28 protein-coding genes are annotated in these 21,709 nt (G+C 70.0%); 9 read left to right on the forward strand and 19 right to left on the reverse strand.

The window, feature by feature from the left end:
* Window positions 1-32 precede the first annotated feature (32 nt).
* Both ald and D9V41_RS17680 read left to right on the forward strand, forming a co-directional pair.
* A complete protein-coding gene (gene ald / locus D9V41_RS03065; RefSeq protein WP_121793075.1) occupies window positions 33-1,154 on the forward strand; it encodes an alanine dehydrogenase in 1,122 nt (373 codons plus the stop codon).
* Window positions 1,155-1,257: 103 nt separating this feature from the next.
* On the forward strand, window positions 1,258-1,419 hold the full coding sequence (locus D9V41_RS17680; RefSeq protein WP_166375893.1) for a hypothetical protein: 162 nt from the start codon (window positions 1,258-1,260) through the stop codon (window positions 1,417-1,419).
* Between the two features lie 2 nt (window positions 1,420-1,421).
* Here the strand turns inward: D9V41_RS17680 and D9V41_RS17685 are convergent, their stop codons facing one another.
* The 3 genes from D9V41_RS17685 to D9V41_RS03075 all read right to left on the reverse strand — a co-directional run bounded on the left by D9V41_RS17685 (window position 1,422) and on the right by D9V41_RS03075 (window position 3,577).
* Window positions 1,422-1,565 carry a hypothetical protein gene (locus D9V41_RS17685; protein ID WP_166375894.1) on the reverse strand — a complete coding sequence of 48 codons (144 nt, stop codon included), beginning with the start codon at window positions 1,563-1,565 and terminating at the stop codon, window positions 1,422-1,424.
* A gap of 114 nt (window positions 1,566-1,679) precedes the next feature.
* Window positions 1,680-2,435 carry an SDR family NAD(P)-dependent oxidoreductase gene (locus tag D9V41_RS03070; protein ID WP_121793076.1) on the reverse strand — a complete coding sequence of 252 codons (756 nt, stop codon included), beginning with the start codon at window positions 2,433-2,435 and terminating at the stop codon, window positions 1,680-1,682.
* 8 nt (window positions 2,436-2,443) lie between these two features.
* Window positions 2,444-3,577, reverse strand: coding sequence for an acyl-CoA dehydrogenase family protein (locus tag D9V41_RS03075; protein ID WP_121793077.1), 1,134 nt, complete (start codon window positions 3,575-3,577; stop codon window positions 2,444-2,446).
* Window positions 3,578-3,638: 61 nt separating this feature from the next.
* Between D9V41_RS03075 and D9V41_RS03080 the strand changes: the two genes are divergently transcribed.
* Genes D9V41_RS03080 through D9V41_RS03090 form a run of 3 tightly spaced genes read left to right on the forward strand, consistent with a single transcriptional unit; the run spans window position 3,639 to window position 6,729 of the window.
* Window positions 3,639-4,250 carry a TetR/AcrR family transcriptional regulator gene (locus D9V41_RS03080; RefSeq protein ID WP_121793078.1) on the forward strand — a complete coding sequence of 204 codons (612 nt, stop codon included), beginning with the start codon at window positions 3,639-3,641 and terminating at the stop codon, window positions 4,248-4,250.
* On the forward strand, window positions 4,247-5,224 hold the full coding sequence (locus tag D9V41_RS03085) for an NAD(P)H-dependent flavin oxidoreductase (protein WP_121793079.1): 978 nt from the start codon (window positions 4,247-4,249) through the stop codon (window positions 5,222-5,224). Before D9V41_RS03080 ends, D9V41_RS03085 begins: the two co-directional genes overlap by 4 nt.
* On the forward strand, window positions 5,221-6,729 hold the full coding sequence (locus D9V41_RS03090) for an acyl-CoA synthetase (RefSeq protein ID WP_121793080.1): 1,509 nt from the start codon (window positions 5,221-5,223) through the stop codon (window positions 6,727-6,729). Before D9V41_RS03085 ends, D9V41_RS03090 begins: the two co-directional genes overlap by 4 nt.
* Here the strand turns inward: D9V41_RS03090 and folP are convergent.
* The 8 genes from folP to D9V41_RS03130 all read right to left on the reverse strand — a co-directional run bounded on the left by folP (window position 6,726) and on the right by D9V41_RS03130 (window position 13,802).
* Complete coding sequence (folP, locus tag D9V41_RS03095; protein WP_121793081.1) at window positions 6,726-7,592, reverse strand: dihydropteroate synthase; 867 nt, start codon at window positions 7,590-7,592, stop codon at window positions 6,726-6,728. The two genes, D9V41_RS03090 and folP, sit on opposite strands and share 4 nt — an antisense overlap.
* Window positions 7,593-7,597: 5 nt before the next feature.
* The gene (gene arfB / locus D9V41_RS03100; RefSeq protein WP_121793082.1) at window positions 7,598-8,014 is read right to left on the reverse strand and encodes an alternative ribosome rescue aminoacyl-tRNA hydrolase ArfB; all 417 of its coding nucleotides are present in this window, start codon (window positions 8,012-8,014) and stop codon (window positions 7,598-7,600) included.
* Between the two features lie 207 nt (window positions 8,015-8,221).
* A complete protein-coding gene (locus D9V41_RS03105) occupies window positions 8,222-8,650 on the reverse strand; it encodes a CBS domain-containing protein (protein WP_121793083.1) in 429 nt (142 codons plus the stop codon).
* Between the two features lie 56 nt (window positions 8,651-8,706).
* Complete coding sequence (locus tag D9V41_RS03110; protein ID WP_121793084.1) at window positions 8,707-9,579, reverse strand: inositol monophosphatase family protein; 873 nt, start codon at window positions 9,577-9,579, stop codon at window positions 8,707-8,709.
* Between the two features lie 47 nt (window positions 9,580-9,626).
* On the reverse strand, window positions 9,627-10,619 hold the full coding sequence (gene rsgA, locus D9V41_RS03115) for a ribosome small subunit-dependent GTPase A (RefSeq protein WP_121793085.1): 993 nt from the start codon (window positions 10,617-10,619) through the stop codon (window positions 9,627-9,629).
* Window positions 10,616-11,884 (reverse strand): 3-phosphoshikimate 1-carboxyvinyltransferase, encoded by a 1,269-nt coding sequence (aroA, locus tag D9V41_RS03120; protein WP_121793086.1) that lies wholly within the window; start codon window positions 11,882-11,884, stop codon window positions 10,616-10,618. Before aroA ends, rsgA begins: the two co-directional genes overlap by 4 nt.
* A 3-nt stretch (window positions 11,885-11,887) precedes the next feature.
* Window positions 11,888-12,367, reverse strand: a complete 480-nt coding sequence (locus D9V41_RS03125; RefSeq protein WP_121793087.1) for a DoxX family protein — start codon at window positions 12,365-12,367, stop codon at window positions 11,888-11,890.
* A 40-nt stretch (window positions 12,368-12,407) separates the two neighbouring features.
* Window positions 12,408-13,802, reverse strand: coding sequence for an RNA polymerase sigma factor (locus D9V41_RS03130; RefSeq protein WP_121793088.1), 1,395 nt, complete (start codon window positions 13,800-13,802; stop codon window positions 12,408-12,410).
* Window positions 13,803-13,964: 162 nt separating this feature from the next.
* Here D9V41_RS03130 and D9V41_RS03135 point away from each other — a divergent pair, with 162 nt between their 5' ends.
* From D9V41_RS03135 to D9V41_RS03150, 4 genes are all read left to right on the forward strand, one after another.
* Window positions 13,965-14,681 carry an SOS response-associated peptidase gene (locus tag D9V41_RS03135; protein WP_121793089.1) on the forward strand — a complete coding sequence of 239 codons (717 nt, stop codon included), beginning with the start codon at window positions 13,965-13,967 and terminating at the stop codon, window positions 14,679-14,681.
* Window positions 14,682-14,767: 86 nt separating this feature from the next.
* Window positions 14,768-15,376: a sigma-70 family RNA polymerase sigma factor gene (locus D9V41_RS03140; RefSeq protein WP_208002037.1), complete on the forward strand. Its 609-nt coding sequence runs from the start codon at window positions 14,768-14,770 to the stop codon at window positions 15,374-15,376.
* Window positions 15,373-15,633, forward strand: coding sequence for a mycothiol system anti-sigma-R factor (gene rsrA / locus D9V41_RS03145; RefSeq protein WP_121793091.1), 261 nt, complete (start codon window positions 15,373-15,375; stop codon window positions 15,631-15,633). Before D9V41_RS03140 ends, rsrA begins: the two co-directional genes overlap by 4 nt.
* A 155-nt stretch (window positions 15,634-15,788) precedes the next feature.
* Complete coding sequence (locus tag D9V41_RS03150; RefSeq protein WP_121793092.1) at window positions 15,789-16,571, forward strand: glycosyltransferase family 2 protein; 783 nt, start codon at window positions 15,789-15,791, stop codon at window positions 16,569-16,571.
* Here the strand turns inward: D9V41_RS03150 and D9V41_RS03155 are convergent.
* The 8 genes from D9V41_RS03155 to D9V41_RS03180 all read right to left on the reverse strand — a co-directional run bounded on the left by D9V41_RS03155 (window position 16,514) and on the right by D9V41_RS03180 (window position 21,707).
* A complete protein-coding gene (locus D9V41_RS03155; protein WP_121793093.1) occupies window positions 16,514-17,410 on the reverse strand; it encodes a prenyltransferase in 897 nt (298 codons plus the stop codon). The two genes, D9V41_RS03150 and D9V41_RS03155, sit on opposite strands and share 58 nt — an antisense overlap.
* A complete protein-coding gene (locus D9V41_RS03160) occupies window positions 17,407-17,727 on the reverse strand; it encodes a lycopene cyclase domain-containing protein (RefSeq protein WP_121793094.1) in 321 nt (106 codons plus the stop codon). The genes D9V41_RS03155 and D9V41_RS03160 overlap by 4 nt, the downstream gene beginning before the upstream one ends.
* Complete coding sequence (locus D9V41_RS03165; protein ID WP_121793095.1) at window positions 17,724-18,050, reverse strand: lycopene cyclase domain-containing protein; 327 nt, start codon at window positions 18,048-18,050, stop codon at window positions 17,724-17,726. The genes D9V41_RS03160 and D9V41_RS03165 overlap by 4 nt, the downstream gene beginning before the upstream one ends.
* A complete protein-coding gene (gene crtI, locus D9V41_RS17690) occupies window positions 18,047-19,627 on the reverse strand; it encodes a phytoene desaturase family protein (RefSeq protein ID WP_166375895.1) in 1,581 nt (526 codons plus the stop codon). The genes D9V41_RS03165 and crtI overlap by 4 nt, the downstream gene beginning before the upstream one ends.
* Entirely contained in the window at window positions 19,624-20,502 is an 879-nt protein-coding gene (locus D9V41_RS17695; RefSeq protein ID WP_166375896.1) for a phytoene/squalene synthase family protein, read from the reverse strand. Before D9V41_RS17695 ends, crtI begins: the two co-directional genes overlap by 4 nt.
* Entirely contained in the window at window positions 20,499-21,068 is a 570-nt protein-coding gene (gene idi, locus D9V41_RS03175; RefSeq protein ID WP_121793096.1) for an isopentenyl-diphosphate Delta-isomerase, read from the reverse strand. Before idi ends, D9V41_RS17695 begins: the two co-directional genes overlap by 4 nt.
* A gap of 168 nt (window positions 21,069-21,236) precedes the next feature.
* Window positions 21,237-21,311 (reverse strand): 50S ribosomal protein bL37, encoded by a 75-nt coding sequence (locus D9V41_RS18670; protein WP_378079941.1) that lies wholly within the window; start codon window positions 21,309-21,311, stop codon window positions 21,237-21,239.
* Window positions 21,312-21,338: 27 nt separating this feature from the next.
* The gene (locus D9V41_RS03180; protein WP_121793354.1) at window positions 21,339-21,707 is read right to left on the reverse strand and encodes a thioesterase family protein; all 369 of its coding nucleotides are present in this window, start codon (window positions 21,705-21,707) and stop codon (window positions 21,339-21,341) included.
* Window positions 21,708-21,709: the final 2 nt, after the last annotated feature.

Consider the following 21,709-nt stretch of genomic DNA (forward strand, 5'->3'; position numbering starts at 1 on the left):
CGGCGGCGCGGGCGCTCTGGTGATCTAAGTCCATGAGAATCGGCGTTGTCACAGAGCTCAAGAATCACGAGGATCGGGTGGCGCTGACGCCGGCCGGCGCTGCGACGCTGGTGCAGGACGGTCACGAGGTGGTCGTGCAGGCCGGCGCGGGTGCCGGTTCCTACTTCTCCGATGACGAGTACCGTGCCGCCGGAGCGCGGATCTACGAGACCTCGAGCGATGTGTGGGCCGATGCCGACCTTCTGCTCAAGGTCAAAGAACCGGTCGAGGCCGAGTACCGGCGGCTGCGTGCCGACCAGGTGCTCTTCACATATCTGCATCTGGCCGCCGACCCCGCCGGTACCCGGGCCATCCTCGACAGCGGCACCACGGCAATCGCGTACGAGACCGTGCAGGGGGCTGACGGGTCGCTGCCCCTGCTCGCGCCGATGTCGGAGGTGGCGGGACGGCTCGCCGCGCAGGTCGGCGCCTACCATCTGATGAGTCCCGCGGGCGGCCGCGGTGTGCTGCCCGGCGGTGTGCCCGGCGTCGCGCCGGCCAAGGTCGTCGTCATCGGGGGCGGCGTCTCGGGGACCCAAGCGGCGACGATCGCCCTCGGCATGGGCGCGCACGTGACCGTGCTCGACCTCAGCGTGCCGCGGCTGCGCGAGCTCGACGTCCATTTCGGCGGCCGCGTCATGACCTTGGCGTCGAACCCCCTCGTCGTCGAGGAGCAGGTGCTCGAGGCGGACCTCGTGATCGGCGCGGTGCTCGTGCCCGGGGCCAAAGCGCCGACGCTGGTGAGCAACGACCTCGTCTCCCGGGTGCGCCCGGGCACCGTCTTCGTCGACATCTCGATCGACCAAGGCGGCTGCTTCGAGGACTCGCGGCCCACGACCCACGACGCCCCGACGTTCCCGGTCCACGACGCGCTCTTCTACTGCGTCGCCAACATGCCCGGCTCCGTCCCGCGGACGTCGACGCTGGCGCTCACCAACGTCACGCTGCCGTACGTCCAGCGCCTCGCCCGGCAGGGGTGGCAGGAGGCGCTGGCGGACGACGCCGGGTTCGCTTCCGGGCTCAGCGCCCACGCCGGGCGGCTCACCCACCCCCAAGTGGGCGACGCGCTCGGCATGCCGCATGTGGAGCCGCGCGAGGTGCTTGCCGGCGGCTGAAGGTCGACGCGACCGAGATCACATCATGCCGGCGAGGGCCGGCGGACGGGCGTGGCTCACAATAGATGCCACACCATCGATATGAACCCGGATCGGAGGACAAATGCCGATCGCACTGCGGTTGGTCCTGTTGCTCGCTCTCGGCGTGGCCATCATCGCTTTCGGGCGTCGCCGTCAGAACGAAGCGCTCGTCTACGGCGGGGGAGCGCTCACCGCGCTGACCGGCACGACGTTCATCGCGTTCGCCGCCGCGACGATCCTCTGACGTCAGTCTTCCGGGTCCTCCAGGGGGACGGGGCGCTCCTCATCGGGAAGGACGATGTTCTCGGGCTCCTCGTCCTGCCAGATCTCCTGCTGCTGCTCGGCCACGTCGTGGTCGGGCGCCGGGGATTCGATGAACGGCTCGGACATCTCGACCTCCTCGTTGGTGCGTCTTCCGGTTCCAGCACACCACACGGGACAAGGGGCCGCGACCCGACGCCGGCCGCGCGTGTCAGCGCCCGTGCATCGCCTGCCGACCGGGGGTCAGCGAGGAGCCATCCGCAGGGCGCCGTCCATGCGGATCGTCTCCCCGTTGAGGTAGTCGTGCTCGATGACCATCGCGACGAGCTGGGCGTACTCCTCGGGAGTGGCGAGGCGCTGGGGGAACGGCACCCCGGCGGCGAGGCCCGCGCGAAACTCCTCGCTCACCGTCGCGAGCATCGGGGTGTCGACGATGCCGGGGGCGATGGTGTTGACGCGGATGCCGTGCTGTGCGAGGTCGCGCGCTGCCGGGAGGGTCATCCCCACGACCCCGCCCTTGCTGGACGCGTAGGCGACCTGGCCGATCTGCCCGTCGAAGGCGGCGATCGAGGCCGTGTTGACGACGACGCCGCGCTGACTGTGTTCGAGCGGCTCGGTCTGGGCGATCGCCTCGGCCGCGACGGCGAGGACGGTGAAGGTCCCGACCAGGTTCACCTGCACGACCTTGGCGTACAGGGCGAGATCGTGGACGCCCTTGCGCCCGAGGATGCGGGCCGACGGTCCGATGCCCGCGCAGTTCACGACGGTCCGGAGCGGAAGAGTCTCCGCCGCCACTCGGACGGCTTCGCGCACCTGCTCCTCGTCGGTCACGTCGGTGGGCAGGTACGTGATGCGCTCGTCGCCGGGGGCCTGGTCGATCGCCGAGGCGAGGTCCAGTGCGTACACGTGCGCACCCTGCGCGATAAGCGTGGCGGCGGTGGCGGCGCCGAGTCCGGAGGCTCCGCCGGTGACGATCGCTGCGGTGTCCTTGACCTGCATGGATGCTCCTACTGCTTCTTGAGGCTGCGTCCGATGACGAGCCGCTGGATCTGGTTGGTGCCCTCGAAGATCTGCATGACCTTCGTCTCGCGCATGTAGCGCTCGACCGGGAAATCCTTGGTGTAGCCAGCACCGCCGAGCACCTGGACTGCGTCCGTGGTGACCTTCATGGCGTTGTCGGTCGCGACGAGTTTCGCGATCGACGCCTGGCGGCTGAAGGGACGGCCGGCATCGCGCAGCCGTGCGGCCGCCAGATACGTCGCGCGGGCCGATTCGACCGCAGCTGCCATGTCGGCCAGGACGAACGCGAGGCCCTGGTGATCGATGATCGGCTGTCCGAAGGTCTCGCGTTCCTTGGCGTAGCGGACCGCTACGTCGAGGGCACCCTGCGCGACCCCGGTCGCGACCGCGGCGATCCCGAGCCGGCCGGAATCGAGTCCGGCGAGCGCGATCGACAGGCCCTGTCCCTCCTCGCCGAGCCGCCGCTCCACGGGGACCCGGACGTCGTCGAACAGCATCGTGGCGGTCGTCGAGCCCATCAGGCCCATCTTGTCCTCGGGGTGATCGGCCGAGAGGCCCTCGGCATCGCCGGGGACCAGGAAGCACGTGATGCCGCCGTCGGTGCGCGCCATGACCTTGTAGAAGTCGGCCTGCCCGCCGTGCGTCGTCCACGCCTTCGCGCCGTTGATGACGTACTCGTCACCGTCGCGGCGAGCGGACGTGCGCATGGCCGCGGGGTCGGAGCCGGCGTGGGCTTCGGACAGGCAGTAGGCGCCCAGCAGGTCGCCACCGAGCATGTCGGGCAGCCACCGTCGCCGCTGGTCCTCGGTGCCGGCCGTGAAGAGGCCGAAACAGGACAGCGCGTGCACGCTCGTACCCACGCCGACCGAGGCCCAGCCCGCGCCGATCTCCTCGAGGACTTGAAGGTAGACCTCGTAGGCCTGTCCGCCTCCGCCGTACTCCTCCGGGTAGGGGAGCCCGAGCAGACCGGCGTTGCCGAGCAGGCGGAAGACCTCGCGGGGGAAGTTCCCGTCACGCTCGTGCTGGTCGACGATCGGCCGCATCTCCTTGTCGACGATCTGGCGCGTGAGCGCGATGAGGTCCTCGGCTTCGCGCGTGGGCAGGAGGCGTTCTGCAGGCACGTTCGCATCCTTTCGGGTCCGGTACTAGTACCAGCGGGCTTCGTTCGGTACTGTAACGCACGTGAGCCCGGTCACCCATCCAGCCCGGCCGCGGGGTGCTCGTGGGCGCGAGGCGCTGCTCGACGATCTCATCGAGCTGTATCTCGCCGAGGGCTTCCTCCGTTTCGGCGTCGCCGAACTCGCCGCTCGTCTGCGCTGCTCCAAGAGCACGCTGTACCTCATCGCGGAGAGCAAGGAACAGATCATCGTGACTGCCGTCCGGGCCTTCTTCCGGCGGGCGACCGAGCACGTCGAGACCCGCGTGGCGGAGCACGCCGGCTCCGCGTCCGCGGTCGGCATCTACCTCGCCGCGATCGCCGAGGAGTTGCGCCCGGCGTCGCCGGCGTTCTTCGCCGACCTCGACGCCTTCGAGCCCGCCGGCCGGATCTACCAGCAGAACACGCGGATCGCGGCGCGCCGCGTGCAAGCGCTCGTGCGATCGGTGGACGACGCCCCCGGGCCGCTCACCTCCGCCTTCGTGGGTGCGGTCGCCGGTCAGGTCATGGAAGCGATCCATCGCGGCGAGATCGAGGCGCTGACCGGCCTCGACGACTCGAACGCCTACCACCAACTCGCCGCGCTGCTCACGGCCGGCACCGATCACCCGTCCGGGGAAAGGACACAGCCTGCATGATCACCACCGAGTTCACGCGAGAGTACGGAGTCGAGCACCCCATCGTCGTCGGCGGGATGACCGGGCTCGGCACGGCACCGCTCATCGGCGCGGTCGCCAACGCCGGGGCGCTGGGGTTCCTCACCGCCCTCACCCAGCCCACCCCCGAAGACCTGGTCAAGGAGATCGCGCGGACGCGTGACCTCACCGACAAGCCCTTCGGCGTCAACCTGACGATTCTCCCGACGATCGACCCCGTGCCCTATGACGAGTACCGCGCCGCGATCGTGGAGTCGGGCATCACGGTCGTCGAGACCGCCGGATCGAGCCCTGAACCGCACCTGCCGGACTTCAAGGCCGCGGGCATCAAGGTTATCCACAAGGCCACCAGCGTGCGCCACGCCCTGTCGGCTCAGCGCAAGGGCGTCGACGCGATCAGCATCGACGGCTTCGAGTGCGCCGGCCATCCCGGAGAGGACGACGTGCCAGGCCTCGTGCTGATTCCGGCGGCCGCCAAGGCGCTCGACATCCCGATCATCGCCTCCGGCGGCCTCGCGACCGGCTCCGGACTCGTCGCGGCGCTCGCACTCGGCGCCTGCGCGGTCAACATGGGCACGCGCTTCATGGCCACCACCGAGGCGCCCATCCACGACAACGTCAAGGACCAGATCGTCGCCAACACCGAGCGCGACACCGTGCTCGTCTTCCGCAAGTTCCGCAACACCGCGCGGGTCGTCCGGAACTCGATCTCAGAGAAGATCGTCGAGATCAGCCAGCAGCAGGACACGACGTTCGAGGACATCGCGCCGCTCGCCTCCGGAGCGCGCGGTCGTCAGAAGGTGCTCGCCGAGGGCGACATGGAAGGCGGCATGTGGTGGGCCGGCCAGGCTCAGGGCCTCATCGACTCGGTGGGGACCTGCCAGGAGATCGTCGACGAGATCATCGCCGAGGCCGAGGGCATCGTGCGCGACCGGCTGCCGGGGTACCTCGCGTGACCGGGGCGGACCGCAACACCGTCGACCAGGTCCTGTATCGCAGCGCGCGGCGGACGCCCGATCGCGTCGCCTTGCGCTTCGCCGACCGCAGTTGGACGTACGCCGAACTCGACGACGCGGTCAGCCGCACGGCGCGGTATCTGCTCGACCTCGGTCTGCAGCCGGGTGATCGCGTGGCGGCGTACGGCAAGAACTCCGACGCGTACCTGCTGGGATACCTCGGCTGCTCGCGGGCGGGGCTCGTGCACGTGCCCATCAACTTCGCCCTGACCGGCGGCGAACTGGAGTATCTGCTGGAGGACAGCGGCGCGACGACGGTCCTCGTCGATCCCTCGCTCGCGCCGACGCTCGCCGCGACCGCGGTGCCGGTCGAGCACACGATCGTGCTGCGCGACGCTCCCGATGCGCTGGTCGAGCGGGTGCGCACCGGCGAGGTTCCGAACATCGATGTCGAGGTCGGCGACACCGACCTCGTCCAGCTGCTCTACACGTCCGGCACCACGTCGCGGCCCAAGGGCGCGATGATGACGCACCGCGCGCTGGTCCACGAGTACGTGTCGTCGATCATCGCGCTGGACTTCACTCCCGACGACGAGCCGCTCCACCCGATGCCGCTGTACCACTCCGCCGGCATGCACGTCTTCCTCATGCCGTACCTCATGGTGGGGGCGACCAATCACCTCATGGAGGTGCCCGACGTCCCCACGGTCCTCCGGCTCGTCGAGGAGCGGGGGATCGGCTCGCTGTTCCTGGCCCCGACCGTCTGGGTGCCGTTGTCGAATCATCCCGACTTCGGTGAGCGCGATCTCTCCAGCCTGCGCAAGGCGTACTACGGCGCCTCGATCATGCCCGGCCCCGTGTTGCAGCGGCTGCGCGACGGGCTGCCCGACCTCGGCTTCTACAACTGCTTCGGCCAGTCCGAGATCGGGCCGTTGGCCACGGTGCTGCGTCCGGAGGAGCATGACGCGCGTCCGGAGTCCTGCGGGCGGGCGGTGACCTTCGTCGAGCTGAAAGTGGTCGACGCCGAGGGCCGGGAGGTGCCGCCAAGGGAGGCCGGTGAGGTCGTCTACCGCTCACCCCAGTTGTGCCAGGGCTACTGGAACAAGCCCGAGGCGACCCAGGAGGCGTTCGCCGACGGGTGGTTCCACTCCGGTGACCTCGTGCGGGTCGATGCGGAGGGCTATCTCACGGTCGTCGACCGGATCAAGGATGTCATCAACACCGGCGGCGTCCTCGTCGCCTCGCGTGAGGTCGAGGACGCGCTCTACACGCACCCGGCCGTGGCCGAGGTCGCCGTGATCGGCACTCCGGACGAGCGCTGGATCGAGGCGGTGACGGCCGTCGTGGTGACCAAGGGGGAGGTCGCCGAAGCCGAACTCATCGCCTACGCCAAGGAGCGGCTCGCGGGCTACAAGGTGCCCAAGCGCGTGCACCTGGTCGAGGAGTTGCCGCGGAACCAGTCCGGCAAGCTGCTCAAGCGAGTGCTGCGCGACGAACTGACCTAGGCGAGGCCGCGGCGTGGCCGGGCGGGCGGTCGCTCGCCACGGATGCCGGCGACCATCTCCAGCACCCGGCGCGTCGCGACGACGTCGTGCGCGCGGAACACCGCCGCGCCGTGCCACGCCGCGATCGCGGTGGCGGCCAGCGTCCCCTCGAGGCGGTCGTCGACGCCCAGGTCGAGGGTCTCGCCGACGAAGTCCTTGCGCGACAGCGCCATGAGTACCGGCCACCCCGTGGCGACCAACTCGTCGGTGCGGCGCAGCAGTTCCAGCCCGTGAAAGGTGTTCTTGCCGAAGTCATGGGTGGGATCGATGAGGATGCCGTCGCGAGGGACGCCCTGCTTCACGAGGCGCTCGGCGGCGGCAGTGGTCTCGTCCGCGACGCTGCGCACCACGTCGTCGTAGGCCACCCGGAACGGGTCGGTCCGCGGCTCGGCGCCGCCGGTATGCGAGCAGACGTACCCGCAACCGAACGCCGCCGCGACGTCCGCCAACTCGGGATCGGCGCCGGCCCACGTGTCGTTGAGCAGGTCGGCACCGGCCTCGGCGCACCGAACCCCCACCTCCGCGCGCCACGTGTCGACACTGATCACCAGATCCTCGAAGCGCTCGCGCACTCGGGCGACGAACGGCACGGTTCGCTCGATCTCCTCGGCCACCGTCACCGCGGTGCCCGTGCCGGCCTTCACCCCGCCGATGTCGACGATGTCCGCGCCCTCGTCCACCGCGCGTTCCACCGCCGCCAGAGCGCGCCGGGGATCGAACGTCGCGCCGCGGTCGAAGAAGGAGTCCGGCGTGCGGTTGACGATCGCCATCACGAGTGCACGGTCCCGGGCCACGGTCCGCCCGCGGAAGGTGAGGGTCGCCATGGTGCTCAGGGTTGCATACGGCGTGAACGTTTGAGGTCGCTGCGCCGCCGCTTGGCGTCCAGGCGGCGTTGGTCTGCCGCGCGTGACTTGCGGGTGGGCTTGCGCTTGGCCACGGGTGCGACGGCCTCGGTGACCAGTTCCTCGAGCCGGACCCGGGCGGCCTCGCGGTTGCGGTGCTGGGAGCGATAGCGCGACGACGCGACGGCCAGCACGCCGTCGCTGGTGAGGCGAGACCGAAGCCGCTGGGTAGCGCGGTCCTTCTCGTCGTCGTCGAGGATGGTCGAGGACGCCAGCGACCACCGCACCTCCGCGCGGGTGTCCGAGGTGTTGACGTGCTGACCACCGGGCCCGGACGACCTGCTGAACCGCCAGCTCAGCTCCTCCTCGGGCAGGCGGATGCGCCCGTGTCGTCGCGTGCTCACCCGCCGATCATTCCAGCGCACGTCACGGTGGTCGAGTCGTGGTCTCGATACGCCGCTCGCAGAGCTCGCTGGCTACTCGACCACCTAGGGCTGGGGGTGGTCCGGTGTGGTCTCGATACGCCGCTCGCAGAGCTCGCTGGCTACTCGACCACCTAAGGGGTGGGTTGGCTCGTCAGGCTCCGCCTACTCGACCGCCTAGGGTGCTGGTCAGCCCTGGACGTACTGTTCGAGCTGGTCGCGTTCGAACTGCAGTTGCTCCATGCGGTACTTGACGGCGTCGCCGATGCTGACCAGGCCGACGAGGGCGCCGTCCTCGACGACGGGCACATGGCGCACCCGGAACTCGGTCATCGTCGACATGAGCTCGGTGATCGGATCCTCAGGCCGGCAGACCTGGATGTCGGCTGTCATGATCATCTCCACGGTCGCCGCGCGGGGGTCGGGTAGGTCGCGCAGCCTGCGCACGATGTCGCGTTCGGAGACGATGCCGAGGATGGACACACCGTCGTCGCTCACGACGAGCGCACCGACGTTGTGCTCGGCCAGGGCGGCGAGCAGGTCGGGCATCGTCGTGTGCGGGCTGACCGTGAAGACCCGATCACTGCCTTTGGAACTCAGGACGTCGCGAACGCGCATGGGACACCTCCAGGGATGACCCGAATGTAACGTGTGTCACATCAACGCGCCAGACCTCAGGAGCGGCGATGCAGATCCAGGTGCCGCACGTTGTCGGTCGGATCGGGCGCGGGAGCGGGGTCCTCGTCGGGGAAGTAGCCGACGAACGCCATCGCGGTGTCGTGCAGCCGTCCGTTGGTGGCCAGGGCGTTGCCGCCCCACGGTCCGGGTTCGCCCGAGAGGCTCGTGAACCGTCCGCCGGCTTCGCGCACGATGATGTCGAGCGCGGCCATGTCCCACAGGTTGAGTTCGGGCTCGACCGCGATGTCGATCGCGCCCTCGGCGAGCAGCATGTACGACCAGAAGTCCCCGAACGCGCGCGTGCGCCAGGCCCGGGACAGCAGATGGAGGAAGTCGTCGCGCTTGCCGATCTGCTCCCATCCGCCCAGCGAGGCGTAGGAGATCGAGGCCGCCGCCAGGTCGCTGACGTGCGAGACCTGGATCTGGCGAGAGCTCAGCAGGGACTTGCCGGTGTGCGCGCCGCCGTCCTTGGACGCCCACCAGCGCCGACCGAGGGCCGGTGCGGAGACGCAGCCCACCACGATCTCGCCGGCTTCCTCCAACGCGATGAGCGTGCCCCACACGGGGACCCCGCGCACGAAGTTCGACGTGCCGTCGATCGGATCGACGATCCACCGGCGCTCGGAGCTGCCGGCGGTGCCCTCCGTCTCGCCCTCCTCCTCTCCGAGCACGATGTCGCGACTGCGCGCGGAGGCGAGGGTCCGCCGGATGGCGGCCTCCACCGCCTGATCCGACTCCGTCACATAGGTCATGTCGGGCTTGGTGGAGACACTCAGGTCGACCGCGCCGAATCGGTCCATGCTCAGGTTGTCGGCCGAGTCGGCGAGCACGTGCGCGAGGCGCAGGTCGTCGAGATAGGGGTTGGCCATGGCCACAGCGTACGCAATCGCCGCGGGGCCCGGTGCCACGCGGAGGGTTAGTACTCCGCGGCGGTGGCGCGGCTGGCCAGGATGCGCCGGAACGAGACGACCCGTTCGGCCGGGAGGCGACCCTCGGCCACGGCGACGTCGAGGGCGCACTCGGGTTCCTCGACGAGGTGAGTGCATCCGCGCGGGCAGTCGAGAGCGACGTCGGCGAGGTCGGGAAACGCCCGGATGATGTGGTCGGTTTCCACGTGGCGCAGACCGAACGACCGGATGCCGGGCGTGTCGATGATCGATCCGCCGAACGGAAGAGCGAGCAGTTGCGCCGAGGTCGAGGTATGACGCCCGCGACCGGTCACTTCGTTGACGTGACTCGTCGCCCGGTCGGCGTCGGGCACGAGAGCGTTGACCAGGGTCGACTTGCCCACGCCGCTGTGCCCCACGAGAACGCTGGTGTGGTCGCGCAGCTCGTCGCGGAGCTCGTCCAGCGGCCCGCCTCGCTGAGTGACGACGACCCGCACATCGAGGGGGCGCAGGAGGCTGAGGAGGTCATCGGGGGAGCCGAGGTCGGCCTTCGTGAAGCAGACGATCGGCTCGATGCCCGCGTCGAAGGCTGCCACCAAGCAACGGTCGATGAGTCCCATGCGCGGCGGCGGGTCGGCGAGCGCCTGCACGATCACCATGCGGTCGGCGTTCGCGACGATGACCCGCTCGAGCGCTTCGTCGTCGTCCGCGGTGCGCCGCAGCACGGTGCGGCGGGGGAGCACCTCGACGATCCGCGCCAGCGTCCCCTCACGGCCCGACTGGTCGCCGACGATCCGGACCTCGTCGCCCACCACCACGCCCTGCCGGCCGAGCGGACGTGACTTCATGGCGGTGACGACCGTGCCGTCCTCGGCAGTCACGGTGTACCGGCCGCGGTCGATGGTGACGACCCGCGCGATCGGCGCTTCGTCGTACGTCGGCCGGTCCTTCGTGCGGGGGCGGCTTCCGCGCCGGCGCGGGCGCTCGAAGCGCTCGTGCTCGTCGCGTTCGCGGGGACTCACCGCGTGAACTCCGTCCAGTCCCGCGCGAACGTGGGATACGTCTTGGCCGTGGTGGCGATGTCCTCGATCTCGATGCCGGCGACCCGGAGTCCGAGCACGACACCGGCATGCGCCATGCGGTGGTCGGCGTAGGTATGGAAGCGGCCGGCGCGCAACGGTCGCGGTTCGATGTGCAGACCGTCGGCGGTCTCGGTGACCGCGCCGCCGAGCCCGTTGATCTCAGCGGCCAGGGCGGCGAGCCGGTCGGTCTCGTGGCCCCGCAGGTGGGCGATGCCGCGCAAGGTGGTCGGCCCCTCGGCCAGGGCAGCGATCGCGGCCACGACGGGGGTCAGCTCGCCCACGTCGTGCAGATCCAGGTCGGCGCCCTGCAGGGTGCCCGAAGCGCTGAACTCGAGGACGTCTCCGTCCCGCCGCACGTCACCGCCGAACGCGGGAACCAGCTGCCGCCACGCATCGCCGGCCTGGTCCGTCTCCTCGGGCCAGTAGCGCACGCGGACCCGGCCACCGGTCACCAGCGCGGCCGCGACGTAGCCGCCGGCGTTGGAGAGGTCCGGTTCGATGGTGGTGTCGAGCGGGGCGATCGGCCCCGGCTGGATCGTCCAGCGCCCCGGCGTGGAGTCGACCACGACACCGCGGCGGCGCAGTTCGGTCACCGTCATGTCGATGTGCGGCTGGGACGGTAATACCGCGCCGACGTGCCGCAGGTCGAGCCCGTCGCGGAACCGTGCGCCGACGAGCAGCAGGGCCGAGATGAACTGACTGGACGACGACGCATCGACCTCGACCGATCCGCCGGCCACGCCGCCCTCGCCGACCACGGTGAAGGGCAGCGTGCCCCGGCCCTCGTCCTCGACCTTGATGCCGAGTGAGCGCAACCCGGCGAGGGTGCCGGACATCGGGCGCTCGCGCGCTCTCGGGTCGCCGTCGAAGGTCACCGGGGCCGAACCGAGTGCCGCGACCGGCGGGACGAACCGCATGACCGTGCCGGCCAGCCCGCAGTCGACGGTGACGGGCGTTGACGCGGGCTCCAGCGGATGCACGGTCCAGGCATCGGCCTCGCGGTCGATCCGGGCGCCGAGGCTCTCCAGCGCACCTGCCATGAGCTCGGTGTCACGGGAGACGAGCGGCTGGCGCAGGCGCGACGAACCGCGGTCGGCGAGCGCGGCGAGCACGAGGGCGCGGTTGGTGAGGGACTTCGATCCCGGGACGACGACCTCGGCGTCGATCGGGCGCTCACGATGGGGAGCGGGCCACCATGGCGTCAAACCTCAGCTCCGCAGCTCGTCGACCTGGTCGGCGATGGCGTGACCCGCGTCGGCGACCTTCTTCTTGGCGCGTGCGCCGACCCACTTCTTGTGCGGGTCGGGGTCGAGGGCCGAGAGCAGCAGGCCGCCGGTCATCGACACGTTCTTCATGAAGTGGATGGTCTGGTTGCGGCGGGCGTCAGGGTCGGTCTCTTTCCAGAACTGGTGCCCCGTGGCGGTGGTGGCCGGCATCGTCGCGGCGATCGCCAGTGCGCTGGCGCGGGGGAAGTGCCCCGTGGCCAGGCTGAGCCCGGCGGCGACGTGCACAGCGGCGTTGACCCGCGCGAGCGTGACCGCATCCGCGGAGGGCATCACCTTCTGGACCTTGTCGGCCAACGGCTGCACCTTGGGCGCCATGGCCGGGGCGTTGCGCAACGCCATCGTGCCTCCGTAGAGGAACATCGACGCGAGCATCGGGCGGGCGACGGTTCGCAAAAGGGTCATACGACATTCTTACCGCACCCTCGCCGGCCGCACGACTTGCTCAGGCCGGGGGCGGTTCCGCCGGCGTCGTCTCCTCCGTGGTCTCGTTGTTCGGCGGGGGCGGCGGCGCCGACGGGCTCGCGCTCTCGGTTCCCGCCCAAGGACCGAAGTCGAAGACGTGGTCGGTGGCCGCGGAGGGATCATCGCTCGTGTGGACGCGGGCGCGGCCCGAGCCCTGCTCGTGCTCCACCGTGATCGTTCCGGACACGCTGTTGCCGGGAGCGAGCGACGTTGTGCACGTGATCGTCTGTGCCGACGGCGTGCAGGACAGGGCGCTGCTGCTGTCGAGGTAGGTGACCGCGCCGGCGAACTCGAAGCGCATCATCACCGCGCGAGCGTGGGTTCCCTGGGCGTCCTCGGCGACGATGTGGAAGCGGATGTGCCGCGCCTGGTAGGCCGTGCCGTTGCGCGTCACGTACTCGTCGTGCGGATCGCCGAACGCGAAACCGACCGCCATGTCCTCGGGGACTGAAGGTTCCTCGCTCGGGCGCGCGGTGGGGCTCGGCACCGGAGACGGCGAGGGAGCGGGCGGCGGCTCCGACGACGGCGTCGGTTCGGGCCGTGGCGTCGCTGTGGCATCGGGACTGGGCGGAGCGGGCGCGCCGGCGGACGGTGCCGCGGTCGGGGCGGGAGTCGGAGTGGGTGCCGAGGTGCGCCATCCGGCGGCCACGTTGCCGGGCCCCCAGTGGGCGACGGCGAGGGCGCCGAGGCTGGTGGCGAGCAGCATGGCGGCGACGGACGCGACGAAGGTGGCCGGGATCCACCGAGGGCGGGGGCGCCGACGGCGACGGTCCGCAGCGGGCTGGCGCAGATAACGTTCGCCCCCCACGCCGAGCACGCTGCGCGCCAACGAGGTCGCGGAGGTGAGATCGTCGGCGCTCCACCACACGCCCAGGCAGGTGGCGCAGGTGTCGGCGTGCCCTTCGAGATCGTCGAGGTGGGTGCGCGCATGTCGGCTCGACGCGTCCTCGCGCTGTCGACGCAGGAATTCCGCGCGCAGCGCGTCCGATGCGGCAGCGAGCGCGCGGGAGTCGGCGGGCGCGTCGTCGACGACGGCCGACCAGATCAACGACTGCTGCGACACGGGCAGCGACCAGAACGCGGCACTCGCGGTCGTGGATGCGAACGACGTGCCGTGACACTCCATCACGACGCGCAAGATCCAGGGTCGGAACGCGGCATCGGTGGCGGCACCGTCCAGGACGCGACCGAGACCTTCGATGAACGCGGCGCTCACGAGCGTCTCGGCATCGCGTCCGCGGGTCACGCTCTCGGCGAGTCGTTCGACGGCGGCCCGATGGCGCTCGAAGAGCTCGGAGAAGGCCGCGTGGTCGCCCTCACGGGTCGCCTCCAGCAGGCTCGCGTCGTCACGCGAGCGGGCGTCGGCGAAGGTCATGCGGGAGGGCTCCTGGGTCGGCGTCCTTTCCATCGTAGGCGTCGGAGCGGAAAAACACAGTCTTCTCACCGACGCGGATGTCGTCGCTACGGGAGTGAGTCGTCGCGCAGTGCGGAGGCGCGTATGGCGAGAATGTCGGCGACCGGTGGTAGACAGAGCGGTATGTGCGGTCGCTATGCCACCTCCCGGACGTCCTCGGACCTCGAACGCGACTTCGAGGCCAACCTCGGCGATCTCTACGCCGACACCGGCGAGGACTACAACGCGGCACCGACCAAACCCGAACCGCTCGTCCTCGCGCGTCGCGACGAGGACGCCGCCGCAACGCGCCGCGAGGTGGTCACGGCCCGATGGGGTCTGATCCCGTCGTGGGCGAAGGACCCGAGCATCGGCAACAAGCTCATCAACGCCCGATCAGAGACCGTCGCCGAGAAGCCGTCCTTCCGCAAGGCGTTCGCCCGCCGCAGGGCGCTCGTGCCCGCAGACGGGTTCTACGAGTGGTACCAGCCTCAGCCGCGCGAGGGTGAGGCCAAGCCACGCAAGCAGCCGTTCTACCTGACCGGCAAGGACGGTCAGGGCCTCGCCCTCGCCGGTCTCTACGAGTTCTGGAAGGACCCGGAAGGGCAGTGGGTGCTCAGCTACACCATTCTCACCACGTCGGCGGAAGGTGACGACGGGCGGATTCACGACCGCGCGCCCCTGCTGGTCCCAGCGGACCTGCACGAGGCGTGGCTGGACCCGGGCCAGGAGGGCGGGGAGGTACTGGGCGAGCTGGCGCCCGCGACCCCGGGCGCGCTCGAGCTATGGCCGGTGTCGACCGCCGTCAACAATGTCCGCAACAACGGTCCGGAGCTCATCCAACCTCTCCGCGCGGAATAGGGCGCGGGCACGATCCGTTGACCCTCGTGAGGAGGACATCGATGCTCGCGTGCCCGGAAAGAACCAGCCCCCTAGACTTGGCAGGGATGGCTGACGACGTAGCGCTCGACCAAGAGACCCCCGAACAGCGACAGGCGCGGTTCGAGGCCGACGCGTTGCCGTTCCTCGACCAGTTGTACTCGGCCGCCCTGCGCATGACCCGCAACCCGGCTGATGCCGAGGACCTGGTGCAGGAGACGTATGCCAAGGCGTTCACCGCGTTCCACCAGTTCAAGCCCGGTACGAATCTCAAGGCTTGGCTGTACCGGATCCTGACCAACACCTATATCAACTCCTACCGCAAGAAGCAGCGCCAGCCGCAGCAGGTCAGCGAGGAGATCGAGGACTGGCAGGTCGCCGCTGCCGAGTCGCACACCTCGAGCGGGCTCAAGTCCGCGGAGATGGAGGCGCTCGAGCGCCTTCCCGACAACGACGTCAAGGAAGCGCTGCAGGCGTTGCCGGAGGACTTCCGCTACGCGGTGTACCTCGCGGACGTCGAAGGCTTCCCGTACAAGGAAATCGCCGAGATCATGGACACGCCGATCGGTACCGTCATGTCTCGGCTCCACCGCGGCCGTCGGCAGCTGCGCGAGATGCTCGCCGATTACGCCCGTCAGCGTGGCATGGCGGTGGCGAAGGCAGGTGACGAGGCATGAGCTGCGAGGGACCTGATTGCGAGAAGGCGCTCGAGCGCCTCTACCTGTTCATCGACCATGAGCTGGACAACGCCAGCTGCGACGAGATCCAGGCACACATCGACGGATGCCAGGACTGCCTGAGCGAGTTCGACCTCGAGGTACTGGTCAAGACGCTCGTCTCGCGTTCGTGCAGCGAGGTCGCGCCGCAGCCGCTGCGTGACCGCGTCCTGCTCTCCATCCGTTCGGTGCAGATCGAGATCCAGCAGGAACGTTGACGCCCGGCCGGTGGCGCGCGACCTCGGGAGGTTGCCGCCATGGCTGATGTGCTCGCGATCCGCACCGGAGCCGCCGACCGGATCGGTGATCTGGTGGCGGCCGCGGCGGTGGCCGTCCTGATCCCTCGCGGGTCGCCCCTGACTGGCAGGCGCCGGTGAATCCGGGCGCCCGGCCGAGCGTCTCGGTGGTGATCCCGGTCCGCGACGACGCCCCGGCGCTCGCGGCGTGCCTCGAGCGCCTGTCGTGTCAGACGTTACGGCCCCTCGAGGTCGTGGTGGTCGACAACGCCTCGAGCGACGACACCGCACGCGTCGCCTGGGCACACGGGGCTCGGCTCGTCGCCGAACCTCGGGTGGGGATCGCGGCGGCCGCGGCCCGTGGCTACGACGCCGCGAGAGGCGACGTCATCGTGCGGTGCGACGCCGACACCGTCGGCGGACGAGGCTGGCTCGAGCGCCTGGTGGCACCGTTGGCGGCCGATCCGGCGCTCGACGCGGTGACCGGTCTCGGCTGGTTCCACGACCTGCCCCGGGGTAGTCGGCACCTCACCGCCGCTGCCTATCTCGGTGCCTACTATCTCGCCACGCATCTCGCGCTCGGTCATACGAGCCTCTGGGGCTCGAACATGGCGTTGCGGCGGAGCAGTTGGGACGCGGTCCGCGACGACGTCCATCGCACCGACGCCGAGATCCACGACGATCTCGACCTGGCGTTCGCGCTGGGACCCGAAGCCCGGATCCGGCTCGTCCCGGTCGGGGTGGGGGTCTCGGCCCGCTCCTTGCGGGGTCGTCGCCAGCGACGGCGACGGCTCGACCGGGCCCTGCGCACCTTGCGGCTGAACTGGGCGGTCCGACCGCCCTGGCTGCGGTGGCGGGACCGCTACCAGCCGATCGTCGCCCAGATGAGTAGTTGGGTGACGAAGAACCCCGTGAGGTAGTTGAGCCACAGGAACCTGCGCCAGCCATGGTGCGCCCGTTCGCACTCGTCGTCGCGGATGCGGGCGTAGGGCGCGACGTTGAGCAGGTACGGGACCACCAGCACGGCCGCGATCGCCGCCATCGATCCGGCGGCGAGAAGGAGCACCGCGCATGCCAGGTACGCCGCGAGCGCGAGCCAGACGGTGGGCCGAGCGCCCAGCGCCGTTGCGACCGACGCGATACCGGCGTCGCGGTCCGCGCGGATGTCCTGCACGGCTCCGAAGGCGTGCGAGGCGATTCCCCACGCGAAGAACGCTGCGAGGATCATCCACGCGCCGGACGGCCAGGGCCCCGCGATGGCGAGTCCGAACGTGGCGGGCCCGACGAAATGGGTGCTCGACGTCAGCGAATCGAGCACCGGGCGTTCCTTGAAGCGCAGGACCGGGGCGGAGTAGGCGACCACCGCGAACACGACCCCGGCGAGTACCGCGGTCGAGGCGGCATCGCCGAGGACCGCGAGTGCGTAGAGAAACGGCAGATTCGTCACCGCGGACAGGATCAGCGTGAGCCGGTGGACGTGACGGTCCAGAACCACTCCCTCCACGCCCCCCTTGCGGGGGTTGCGCAGGTCCGACTCATAGTCGAAGACGTCATTGACCCCGTACATCAGCAGGTTGTACGGCACGAGGAAGTACAACGTGCCGAGCCAGAAGACCACGTCCAGTCCGCCGCCCGCGAGCAGGTATGCGGCCCCGAAAGGATAGGCCGTGTTGACCCAACTGAGCGGTCGCGAGGTGCCGATGACCTGACGTACGACCGAGGGGCGAGGGTCTCGTCGGTGCAATGCGGTCGAGGTCATTCGCGCCCCGTCCGATCGTTCGGTCGTGCCAGCAGCAGCGAGAGACCGGGCAGTCCGAGCGCCGCGGCGATCGGCCAGGCGAAGTCCTCGATGGGGGCGAGCCCCAGCGTGATGCCCGAGATCTGGTCCTCCTGGTACCGGAAGAGGTCGACAGCGATCATCAGGTTGTCGAAGACCGCGGTGAGCACGAGGAGCGCGATGAGCGTGGCTCCGGTGGCCAGCCACCAGCCGCGGCCCGGTCGCCGGAGCAGGACACCGGCGGCCAGCAAGCCGACACTGACGCCGACGAAGGGAAGGGCGAGTCCCGCATAGGTCATGTCCGCACCTCCCGGCGAGCGAACACCATCGAGAACAGGCCGTGGAGCACCATCGTCAGGTAGCAGAGGAACACGATGAAGAAGAGCTCCTCCAGCGGCAGCTCGGGAACGACCTCGATGCCGGTCATCGCCGGGGATTCTCCTCGCTGATAGATGCCCAGCGCGATGGCGACGAGGTCCCAGCTCACGAACAGCAGTCCGCCGACGCCGACGATCGCCACCGCGCGCCGTGGACGGTCGAACAGGAAGAGCCGCCACCGCCGGTCGACCAAACCCATGCAGAACGTCGATCCGAGAATGGCGAGGAGGTAGAGCCAGCTCATCGGCGCACTCCCACGGCCAGCGGTTCGGGTAGCGGACCGGTGCTGCGGTCGCGGCGCACCCGTTTGAGCACCAGCTCGGCGCTGATGAGGCACATCGGCAGCCCGATGCCCGGGATGGTGCTGGAGCCCGCGTAGAGCAGGCCGTCGACCTTCCGCGAGGCGTTGCCGGCGCGAAAGAACGCACTCTGCTTCAGGACGTGTCCGGGGCCGAGTGCACCGCCGCGCCAGGCGTGGAGATCCGCGGCGAAGTCACCGGGACCGACGGTGCGTCTCAGCACGACCCGTTCGGCGAAGTCCGGAACGTCCGCCCAGGCGGCGATCTGGGCGATGACGGCGTCGGCGATCTCCTCCACCAGCGGGTCACCGGTCCCCTCGGGGCCGCCTCGTCCGATCGCGACGTCGGCCGGCACCGGAACGAGCACGAACACGTTCTCAGCACCGTCGGGCGCGACGGACGGATCGGTGGCAGAGGGCCGGCAGACGTAGGCCGAAGCCGGCTCGGGGACGCGGGTCGGCGCGTCGAAGATGGCACGGAAGTTGCGGTCCCAATCGGCAGTGAAGAACAGCGAGTGATGGGCGAGCTGCGGAAGCTCCCCATCGACGCCCAGGTGGACGAGCACCGCACCCGGTCCTGGGTCGCGCATGCGCCACCAGCGTTCGGGATAGGTCTGCAGGTCGTGGGGGAGGAGACCGGTCTCGACGTGGTGGAGGTCCGCCGCGGCCACGACGGTGTCGGCGTCGATGACCGAGGCCCTGCCCGCTCCGTCCGTGATCTCGACGCCCGCGGCGCGGGGACGACGCCCGGATCGGTCCACGACGACGGCCGTGACCTCGGTCGCGGTGTGGATGCGCACCCCGGCCCGCCGCGCCAGGCGTTCGACGGCGTCGATGAGGGTGCCGAATCCGCCCCGCGGGTAGTAGACGCCGTCGGCCAGATCCATCCAGCTCATCAGGTGGTAGAGACTCGGAGCGCGGTCCGGAGACGTTCCCAGGAAGACCGCGGGGTAGCCGAGGATCTGCTGCAACCGCGGATCGGCGAATCGCCGGGCGATGTGGTGGTGGAGCGACCGGGTGAGGAGTCCGGCCAAGCGGGGAATCGAGCGCACGACGTCGGGAGTGACCATCGACGTCGTCCGCTCGTAGGTTCCGTAGAGGAAGCGCCGGACCGCCAGGCGGTAGACCTCGTGAGCGGAGTCGAGATAGCGCTCCAGTGCGTCGTCGGCGCCGGGCTCGACGGAACCGAAGAGCGCCACGTTGCGGGCTCGGTCGGCGCGCACGTCCAGAGGCTCGGGGAACCTCTCGAAGAAGACCCGATATCCAGGGTCCAGCCGGACGAGATCGAGCTGCTCGTGAACGCTCGTGCCCAGGAGCCGGAAGAAGTGGTCGAACACGTCGGGCATGAGCAACCACGAGGGGCCGGCGTCGAACACGAACCCGTCCTGTTCCCATACCCTGGCGCGGCCTCCGAGGCGGTCGGCACGCTCCACGAGGTCGACCTCCCAGCCGTCGTGCGCCAGCAGGGCGGCCGACGCGAGGCCGGAGATACCGCCCCCGATCACGACCGCGCGGGTGCTCACGTGTCCCCTTTGACGAGGGCGTTGGTGACGACCCGCAGCTTCACGGGCGCCGGCACCCGCACCCGGTGGCGGGCGATCTCGGCGGCGGGCGTCCTCCGCAGACGCCAGGAGAGCTCGGCGAAGAGAGCGTGAGCGACCTGCACTGCCCGCCGGCTGCTCGGCGGAAGCCCGCGAACGGCGACGTCTGCCGCGCGCAGATCGTCGTCGATGTCGTCCAGCAGGGCGTCACGCTGGGCATCGGTCAGCGCATCGGGCTCGAGTCCCGGGAAGTAGTGGCGTCCGAGTTCTTGGTGGTCCTCGGCCAGGTCGCGCAGGAAGTTGACCTTCTGGAACGCTGCGCCAAGCCGCCGCGCTCCGGGAGCGAGGGCCTCGTACCGCCCCTCGGGGTAGCCGACGAGGAACGTCCGCAGGCACATGAGGCCCACGACTTCGGCCGAGCCGTACACGTAGCGGGCGAAGCTCTCGGCGTCGTGCTCGCGGCGTTCGAGATCAGTGCGCATCGACGCGAAGAACGGGGTGACCAGCGCGGGCTCGATCGAGCAGGACCGCGCCGTGCGGGCGAACGCGTGCACGACCAGATTGGCGCTGTGACCCTCGTGGAGCGCCGACCCGACGTCGGCCTCCAGCGCGTCGAGCAGCCGGTGCTGGCTCATCGGGTCGCGAGGTGGCCGCGCGTCGACGATCTCGTCGGCCACCCGCACCAGGGCGTAGACGTTGCGCACGTGAGTTCGTGTCGGCTCGGCCAGCAAGCGACTCGCGATGCCGAAGGAGGTGGAGTAGCGCTTGAGGACCAGCGCGGCGCTGGCCTCCGCGACCGCGTCGTAGCGGGAGGTGGCGGAGGCTGGAGCAGCCGGGCGGAAGGCGAAGAGACTCATGGCCGGGCCGCGAGTGCGGTGCCTTCCCAACTGCCGGCCGATTCGATCTCCTCGACCTGCGACACGAGCCACGGGCTGAGGGCCCACGGCGCGCTCATGACTGCGACACGAAGGTCGTGCAGCGACACCCAGCGGATCTCGAGGACCTCAGCGGGAGCGGGGGTCAGCGGCCCGTTCCGCCGGGCGAGGTAGACGGGGCAGACCTCGTTCTCGACCACACCGCTCGGGTCGACCGCGCGGTAGCGGAAGTCCGGCAGGAGGCAGCGGAGGTCGCGCACCGTCGTGCCGAGCTCGCGATCGGCGTACCGGGTCACGGCGTCGTCCACCCGTTCGCCAGGACGCGGGTGCCCGCAGAAGGAGTTGGTCCAGACGCCCGGCCACGTGCGTTTCTCCAGGGCGCGACGCGTGAGCAGCACGCGGTCCTCGTCGTCGAGGAGGTAGCACGAGAACGCCAGGTGCAGTGGAGTGTGCTGGTCGTGAACCGTGGTGCGGGGCGCCGTGCCGGAGGGCCGTGCGTCCTGGTCGAGGAGGACGACCAGGTCGGCCGGATCGGCTGAGTCTTCCATCGGCTCCCTCGATCCGTGGGCGAAGGACGTCAGGGCAAGGTGACGTCCTTTGCGAACCTAACAACTTTCCGGCGGCCCGCCACTCGAGCGAGAGCACGGATGGCTCGGGAGGAAAAGCGAAAGCCCCATCCGGCCGGATGGGGCTTTGAGCTGTGTCGAACCGACGGCTCAGGCGTTGGGGCGCTTGCCGTGGTTCGAGTTCTTCTTGCGACGTGCGCGGCGCTTGCGTCCGGTCTTGCCCATGAGGTCCTCCTGGTGACGATTCGGCGTCTAGTCTCCCATACCGGGCACGCGGGCGAGGAATCGCTCCCGATCCACGACGATCCGGCGAATCTCCCCGGTCGCGACGAGCGCGCCCCGGTCGTCGTGCGCTGCGACCTGGAAGCGATGCAGGCGGCCGTCCTGGTGGGCCAGTGAGGCGGTCGTCGTGATCGTCGCGCCGACGGGGCTGGGCGCACGGTGATCGATCTCGATACGGGTGCCGACGCTGGTCTGTTCGGGCGGCAGGTCGAGGACCGCACAGGTGGCTTCCTCGAGCCAGGCGACGACGACCGGGGTGCCGAGCACCTCCAGGTCACCGCTTCCGACGGCGCGGGCGGTGTGCTCGGAACCGACGACGTGAGTGACGGTGGCAGCCATGG

This window comes from Aeromicrobium phragmitis, assembly GCF_003674095.1.
Classification (GTDB): Bacteria; Actinomycetota; Actinomycetes; order Propionibacteriales; family Nocardioidaceae; genus Aeromicrobium; species Aeromicrobium phragmitis.

Coding starts and splice junctions, on each gene's coding strand:
- D9V41_RS03105 (WP_121793083.1), bottom strand. CDS start 8,650: ATGCGCGTTCGCGACGTCCTGAGTTCCAAAGGCAGTGATCGGGTCTTC.
- rsrA (WP_121793091.1), top strand. CDS start 15,373: ATGAGCTGCGAGGGACCTGATTGCGAGAAGGCGCTCGAGCGCCTCTAC.
- D9V41_RS03070 (WP_121793076.1), bottom strand. CDS start 2,435: ATGCAGGTCAAGGACACCGCAGCGATCGTCACCGGCGGAGCCTCCGGA.
- D9V41_RS03085 (WP_121793079.1), top strand. CDS start 4,247: ATGATCACCACCGAGTTCACGCGAGAGTACGGAGTCGAGCACCCCATC.
- D9V41_RS03135 (WP_121793089.1), top strand. CDS start 13,965: ATGTGCGGTCGCTATGCCACCTCCCGGACGTCCTCGGACCTCGAACGC.
- D9V41_RS03155 (WP_121793093.1), bottom strand. CDS start 17,410: ATGACCTCGACCGCATTGCACCGACGAGACCCTCGCCCCTCGGTCGTA.
- D9V41_RS03165 (WP_121793095.1), bottom strand. CDS start 18,050: ATGAGCTGGCTCTACCTCCTCGCCATTCTCGGATCGACGTTCTGCATG.
- D9V41_RS03110 (WP_121793084.1), bottom strand. CDS start 9,579: ATGGCCAACCCCTATCTCGACGACCTGCGCCTCGCGCACGTGCTCGCC.
- D9V41_RS03130 (WP_121793088.1), bottom strand. CDS start 13,802: ATGACCTTCGCCGACGCCCGCTCGCGTGACGACGCGAGCCTGCTGGAG.
- D9V41_RS03125 (WP_121793087.1), bottom strand. CDS start 12,367: ATGACCCTTTTGCGAACCGTCGCCCGCCCGATGCTCGCGTCGATGTTC.
- D9V41_RS17695 (WP_166375896.1), bottom strand. CDS start 20,502: ATGAGTCTCTTCGCCTTCCGCCCGGCTGCTCCAGCCTCCGCCACCTCC.
- D9V41_RS03140 (WP_208002037.1), top strand. CDS start 14,768: ATGGCTGACGACGTAGCGCTCGACCAAGAGACCCCCGAACAGCGACAG.
- D9V41_RS17680 (WP_166375893.1), top strand. CDS start 1,258: ATGCCGATCGCACTGCGGTTGGTCCTGTTGCTCGCTCTCGGCGTGGCC.
- folP (WP_121793081.1), bottom strand. CDS start 7,592: ATGGCGACCCTCACCTTCCGCGGGCGGACCGTGGCCCGGGACCGTGCA.
- D9V41_RS03180 (WP_121793354.1), bottom strand. CDS start 21,707: ATGGCTGCCACCGTCACTCACGTCGTCGGTTCCGAGCACACCGCCCGC.
- idi (WP_121793096.1), bottom strand. CDS start 21,068: ATGGAAGACTCAGCCGATCCGGCCGACCTGGTCGTCCTCCTCGACCAG.
- ald (WP_121793075.1), top strand. CDS start 33: ATGAGAATCGGCGTTGTCACAGAGCTCAAGAATCACGAGGATCGGGTG.
- D9V41_RS17685 (WP_166375894.1), bottom strand. CDS start 1,565: ATGTCCGAGCCGTTCATCGAATCCCCGGCGCCCGACCACGACGTGGCC.
- D9V41_RS03160 (WP_121793094.1), bottom strand. CDS start 17,727: ATGACCTATGCGGGACTCGCCCTTCCCTTCGTCGGCGTCAGTGTCGGC.